General features: G+C 73.0%; 5 protein-coding genes and 1 pseudogene. 3 read left to right on the top strand and 3 right to left on the bottom strand.

Features of this window, described 5'->3' with window-relative positions:
* Positions 1-688, bottom strand: a pseudogene (locus DQW06_RS18140) (lipopolysaccharide biosynthesis protein); the annotation flags it as partial.
* A 216-nt stretch (positions 689-904) separates the two neighbouring features.
* Positions 905-1,297 (bottom strand): hypothetical protein, encoded by a 393-nt coding sequence (locus DQW06_RS18145; protein WP_013154970.1) that lies wholly within the window; start codon positions 1,295-1,297, stop codon positions 905-907.
* Positions 1,298-1,737: 440 nt separating this feature from the next.
* Here DQW06_RS18145 and purN point away from each other — a divergent pair, with 440 nt between their 5' ends.
* From purN to DQW06_RS18160, 3 genes are read left to right on the top strand one after another with little or no spacing between them, the layout of a single operon-like run.
* Positions 1,738-2,373 carry a phosphoribosylglycinamide formyltransferase gene (gene purN / locus DQW06_RS18150; RefSeq protein WP_019609760.1) on the top strand — a complete coding sequence of 212 codons (636 nt, stop codon included), beginning with the start codon at positions 1,738-1,740 and terminating at the stop codon, positions 2,371-2,373.
* Positions 2,370-3,938 carry a bifunctional phosphoribosylaminoimidazolecarboxamide formyltransferase/IMP cyclohydrolase gene (gene purH, locus DQW06_RS18155; RefSeq protein ID WP_013154968.1) on the top strand — a complete coding sequence of 523 codons (1,569 nt, stop codon included), beginning with the start codon at positions 2,370-2,372 and terminating at the stop codon, positions 3,936-3,938. Before purN ends, purH begins: the two co-directional genes overlap by 4 nt.
* Before the next feature lie 16 nt (positions 3,939-3,954).
* Complete coding sequence (locus tag DQW06_RS18160; protein ID WP_117198967.1) at positions 3,955-4,812, top strand: bifunctional methylenetetrahydrofolate dehydrogenase/methenyltetrahydrofolate cyclohydrolase; 858 nt, start codon at positions 3,955-3,957, stop codon at positions 4,810-4,812.
* A gap of 136 nt (positions 4,813-4,948) precedes the next feature.
* On the opposite strand, the gene DQW06_RS18165 is transcribed toward DQW06_RS18160, so the two are convergent.
* Positions 4,949-5,554: an FHA domain-containing protein gene (locus tag DQW06_RS18165; RefSeq protein WP_013154966.1), complete on the bottom strand. Its 606-nt coding sequence runs from the start codon at positions 5,552-5,554 to the stop codon at positions 4,949-4,951.
* Between the last annotated feature and the right edge of the window lie 646 nt (positions 5,555-6,200).

Below are 6,200 nucleotides of genomic sequence, written 5' to 3' on the forward strand. Positions count from 1 at the left end.
CCGCCGGGGTGATGACACTGCCGGGCTCGACCGTCTCCGCCAGGGCGCTGAGCGGGCTGATGCCGTTGCCCAGCTCGGTGATCTCCGCGCGCAGAGCCTCCACCCGCGCGTCCGCGCCGGGGGCGGCGGACTCCCCGGCGGTCTCGGCGAGGGCCTCGTAACGGGCCTCCTGCTCACCGCGCAGCGCCTCCAGGTGGCTCTCGATCAGCCCGTCGATCCGCTCGCGGCGCAGTTCGAGGTAGGCGTCGGCGTAGGCCTGCGCGCCCGCCCGCGCGGCCTCGGGGCTCCCGGCGGAGTAGCTGATCTCCAGGACGCTGCTGTTGGGGGGAACGCTCACGTCCACCCGCTCGCGCAGGTCCGCCACGGAGGGCGCGGCACCGCCCTCCTCCGCCAGGGCCTCGGCCACGGCGGACGACACGCGCTCCGACAGCAGGACCTGCGCCTCGGTGTCGAGGTTGACGTCCCCGGCCAGGCGGCCGGAGCGCTCCCCGGTGAACTCGGCCATCCCACTGGGCTGGACCTGGACGGCGGAGACGGAGGTGTAGGCGGCGGGGAGTGCGACCACCGCGGCGGAGGCCAGGGCCAGCCCGCCGAGCACCCCGGCGCCGACGAACCGCCAGCGGCGGCGCAGCAGTGCCGTGTACTCCCTCAGTTCCGGTCCGGACGGGCCGGGAGCGTCGGTGTCCATCGAGTCCTCTCCGCGCAAGGGTGGTCAACACTTTTAGTGATTGATTGCATACTAAGTGTAATCCCTTGGGGGGTCTCCGCAGCGTGGGCGAGCGGCCGTTTCCCGACTCGGGTAGCGACCGGAGCCGGAGAGCGCGTCACCACCCGGGAAGGACCCCGGGCACGCGAAGGGGGCGGCGGGACACTCCCGCCGCCCCCTTTGGGCACCCCGACCGGCCTAGCTGATGACCACCGTTGGCGGAAGGCCGGTGGAGGACTCCCACGCCTCGTCGCACTCGTTCTGGCTGGAGACCGTGTGCGCCAGGGCCGAGCAGTCCCGGTACTGCGCCATCTGCTCCTGGTACACCACGGCCACCGCGAACAGCGACAGCGACATCACGATCCCCAGCACGCCCACGACCACGCTCATCAGCGCGCCCGGTGCCTCGGTGCGGTTCGCCCGCGCGGCCCGCCTCGCCCGGAAACCCTGCACGACACCGAACACGGACAGCACGACCCCGTAGGGCGGCAGCAGCAGACCGGCCGCCCCGAAGAACAGGCCCCACAGGCCGCCGCGTTCGGCTCTGGGCGGCTGCCCCTCGGTCCGGGGCTCCGGGCTGTTGTCGGTCAAGGTTCACTCCTTATGCGCGCCCCGCTCGGGGCGCCGTGGTCGCCTCCGCCGCACGGAGGCTACCCGTCGTCCATGGTCACGCCGGTCCGCGGGCCGCCGAGACCCCCGTCACAGGCCGACCAACACCCACTCCCCGTGGGTAGACGCTACCTGGACCGATAGGGTGGGAACGCGGGCGGGCCCAACGGGCGCGCCCGTCGCCCGCCCGTCACCCGCCACCACCCCCAACGGACGCCTCCGGCCCACGGAAGCCCGCGGGGGAGCGCCCGGCGGAGGACGATCGGGTCACCCGCGCACCACGCCTCCGGCTCCGGTCCCGTGCCGTCCCCGGACCGGCGTACGCGGGATCCGGATGCTGCGCCGTCCCCCGGCGCCCCCGGAAGGCGAGGGGCGGCTCTCGCACCGTTCTCTACACAATGGGAGAAGCATTGTCCGCGCGAGTGGTGGTCCTCATATCGGGCACGGGCAGCAACATGGCCGCCCTGCTGGAGGCGGCCAGGGACCCGGCCTACGGGGCGACCGTCGTCGCCGTCGGCTCCGACCGCGAGGGGACCCGCGGCATCGAACTGGCCGAGGAGGCCGGTGTGCCCGCGTTCGTCGTCCCCTTCCGCGACTACCCCGACCGTTCGCGGTGGAACGCCGCCATGGCCGAACGCATCAGCGAGCACCGCCCCGACCTGGTGGTCTCCGCGGGCTTCATGCGCATCCTCGGCCCCGCCGTGATCGGCAGCCACCCCGCGGTCAACATCCACCCCGCGCTGCTGCCCTCCTTCCCCGGCGCGCACGCCGTGCGTGACGCGCTCGCCCACGGTGTCCGCATCACCGGCACCACCATCCACTTCCTCGACGAGGGCGTCGACTCCGGTCCGATCATCGACCAGGTCGCGGTACCCGTCCAGGACGGCGATGACGAAGCCAGCCTCCACGAGCGCATCAAGTCCGTGGAGCGGACGATGCTGGTCGACACGGTCGGCAGGCTCGCCCGCGAGGGCTGGACCATCGACGGCAGGCACGTGCGGTTCGGCCGCACCGAGCAGCGCGTCACCGACGCGACCGACACGAAGGAGAACCGGTGACCCAGCAGGCCATCAGGCGTGCGTTGATCAGCGTCTACGACAAGACCGGTCTGGAGGAGCTGGGCATCGGCCTGGCCGAGGCCGGGGTGGAGATCGTCTCCACCGGCTCCACCGCCGCGCGGCTGCGCGCCGCCGACATCCCCGTCACCCCCGTGGAGGACGTCACCGGCTTCCCCGAGATCATGGAGGGTCGCGTCAAGACGCTGCACCCCTCCGTGCACGCCGGGCTCCTGGCCGACCAGAACAACCCCGAGCACGTCGCCAGGATCAAGGAGCTGGGCATCGCCCCCTTCGACCTGGTCGTGGTCAACCTCTACCCCTTCCAGGACACCGTCGCCTCCGGCGCCTCCGAGGCCGACTGCATCGAGAAGATCGACATCGGCGGCCCCGCCATGGTGCGCGCCTCGGCCAAGAACCACGGCAGCGTCGCGATCGTGGTCGACCCGGGCAGCTACGACGCCGCCCTGGAGGCCGTCCGCGACGGCGGCTTCACCCTGGAGCAGCGCAAGCGCCTGGCCGGGCTCGCCTTCCAGCACACCGCCGCCTACGACGCGGCCGTCGCCGACTGGTTCGCGGCCGACTACGCCCCCGACACCGAGGCCGCCGAGTCGGGCTGGCCCGGTTTCCTGGCCGCCGTCCACCACCGCAGGGACGTCCTGCGCTACGGCGAGAACCCCCACCAGAAGGCGGCGCTGTACACCGTCGCGGGCGCCCCGCGGACCGGCCTGGCCGGAGCCGAGCAGCTCCACGGCAAGGCGATGTCCTACAACAACTACGTGGACGCCGACGCCGCGCTGCGCGCCGCCCACGACTTCGACCAGCCGTGCGTGGCCATCATCAAGCACGCCAACCCGTGCGGGATCGCCGTCGGCGCCGACAACGCCGAGGCCCACCGCAGGGCGCACGCCTGCGACCCGGTGTCGGCCTTCGGCGGCGTCATCGCCACCAACCGCCCCGTCGGCGAGGAGCTGGCCGGGCAGATCGCGGAGATCTTCACCGAGGTCGTCGTCGCCCCCGCCTTCGAGCCCGCGGCCGTGGAGATCCTCAGCCGCAAGAAGAACATCCGCCTGCTCGTGGCGCAGGGCTCCGGCCCCGGCGCGGGCGTGGAGCACCGCCAGATCAGCGGCGGCCTGCTGGTGCAGTCGCGCGACGCCATCGACGCCCCCGGCGACGACCCCTCCACCTGGACCCTGGCCACCGGCGAGCCCGCCGACGAGGCCACCCTGGCCGACCTGGCCTTCGCCTGGAAGGCCGTGCGCGCGGTCAAGTCCAACGCCATCCTCCTGGCCTCCGGCGGCGCCACCGTGGGAGTGGGCATGGGCCAGGTCAACCGCGTGGACTCCGCACGCCTGGCGGTCACGCGCGCGGGCGAGAGGGTGACGGGGTCCGTCGCGGCCAGCGACGCCTTCTTCCCCTTCCCCGACGGCCTGGAGATCCTCACCGGGGCGGGGGTCCGCGCCGTCGTCCAGCCCGGCGGCTCGGTCCGCGACGAGGAGGTCGTGGCCGCGGCCAAGGCGGCCGGCGTGACCATGTACCTCACCGGGACCCGGCACTTCTTCCACTGAGCGAGGAGACACACGCATGAGCGCGATCGTCCTGGACGGCAAGGCCGTCGCCAAGTCCATCCGTGAGGAGCTCTCCGAGCGGGTGGCGAAGCTGCACGACCGCGGCGTCACCCCCGGTCTGGGCACGGTCCTGGTCGGCGACGACCCGGGCAGCCACTCCTACGTGCGCGGCAAGCACCGCGACTGCGCGCAGGTGGGCATCGCCAGCATCCGCCGCGACCTGCCCGCCGACGCCACCCAGGAGCAGGTGGAGCAGGCCGTCCGCGAACTCAACGAGGACCTGGCCTGCACCGGTTACATCGTGCAGCTCCCGCTGCCCAGGGGTCTGGACGAGAACCGCGTGCTGGGCCTGATCGACCCGGTCAAGGACGCGGACGGCCTCCAGCCCTCCAACCTCGGCAAGCTGGTGCTGATGCAGGAGGCGCCGCTGCCGTGCACCCCGCGCGGCATCGTGGAGCTGCTCACCCGCTACGAGGTGCCGCTCAGGGGCGCCGAGGTGGTCGTGGTCGGGCGCGGCGTGACCGTGGGCCGCCCCCTCGGCCTGCTGCTGACCCGCCGGTCGGAGAACGCCACCGTCACCCTGTGCCACACCGGCACCCGGGACCTGGCCGAGCACACGCGCCGCGCGGACATCATCGTCGCCGGCGCCGGTGTGCCGGGCCTGATCACCAAAGACATGGTGAAGCCGGGCGCGGCCGTGCTGGACGTGGGCGTCTCGCGCACCGAGTCGGGCCTGGTCGGCGACGTCGTCCCCGACGTGGCCGAGGTGGCCGGGCACCTGTCGCCCAACCCCGGCGGCGTGGGCCCGATGACCCGGGCGATGCTGCTGGTGAACGTGGTGGAGGCCGCGGAGCGGCAGGCCGCCGCCCTCTAGGCACGCCCCTTCCGGGCCCCGTCCGGGGGCGGGGCCCGGCTCCGGCGTCACACACGGGCCGAAATCGCTCACTCCGAGTGACCGACCCCGGCCCGACCGTCGGCGCGAGGCCCCGCGGCGGGGCCGGGGGGAGCGCTCAGCTGGCCTTGCGGGCCGGTCCGCCCATCGGCATCGGCCGCACCAGGCCCAGCGCCACGACCTCGTTGGCCAGCCGCGTCCTGCGGTTCTGCCCCTCGGGGATGCGGAACTTCTGGTACAGCCGCAACAGGTGTTGTTTGACCGCCGCCTCGGTGACCACCAGTGCCTCGGCGATGTCCCGGGCGGTGGCGGGGGCCACGAAGGCCTCCTCCGACAGCGCGGGCTGGCACAGCGCGGTCAGCACGTCCAGCTCCCGGCGGGTGAGCTCGGGGGCGGCGCCGCGGCGCAGTTCGATGTCGGGGCTGATCTGCTCCTTGGGCAGTCCGCCGACCCGGCAGCGCGCGGTGCCGAAGCTCACCACGTCGCCCTCCTCCAGCACCCGGCGGGCGATGGGGCGGCCGTTCACCCGGGTCCCGTTGCGCGACAGGCCCAGGTCCACCACGTAGACGTAGGGGCCTCGGCGGACCAGTTCGGCGTGCAGCTGGGAGACGCTCGGATCGTTCAGCCGGATGTCGGCGCCCTCCCCCCGACCGATCGTGGTGACCTCACCGGCGAGCTGGCGTATGTCCCCGGTCTCTTCGATGCGGAGGTAGGGCCCGTCCACGGTGGTTCCTCCCGGAGTGGGGTGGCGCTGCCGGTGGGGGTGCGGGCGACGGTGGTGGAGGGGAGGCTGTCGTGGGGTGACGGTTCGGTCTACGCGTGGAGTGGGCTTCATGGGGGTGGTCCTCGCTCACCGGTGCACTCAATCTCCAGCTTGGTTACCCGGGCGGTAAGCGTTCTACGCGCTTACTCCGGAGTTAGACGGATAAGGCGTGCAAATACGGCTCTGTGGCCGAACCGGAAGCGGGAAACGGTCATGGGCGGTTGGGGCCCGGGCCGGACCGTTTCCGTGAGCCCTGAGGAGTCGGCGATACGGATCACTACAATGGGCGCAGTCTCTCCCGGACGGGAAGCCTCGCTTCCCGCGCGGCGCCGCCGAAACCCTCACGGACGCGAGCCTCCGGAGCGGTGTTCGGTTTTCGGACAGCCAGTCCTCGACGGGCGGCCGGTCCGTGCCAGTTCCCGGGAGAAGACCGTGAACGAGCCGCGAGGCGGCCAAGCACATTCGTAACCGAACGGGTCGGGACGCGGTGGACAAGGCGGGGCAGGCGGATTTGGCGGACGCGGACGAGGGCGCTCCCGGTGCGAGGGCGCCCGGGGAGGCGGCCCGCGACGGGCGGGTGCCCGAGGGGGGAGCGCCGGACGGGGGC

The sequence above is a fragment of the Nocardiopsis sp. TNDT3 genome (assembly GCF_003427465.1).
Taxonomy (GTDB): domain Bacteria; phylum Actinomycetota; class Actinomycetes; order Streptosporangiales; family Streptosporangiaceae; genus Nocardiopsis; species Nocardiopsis dassonvillei.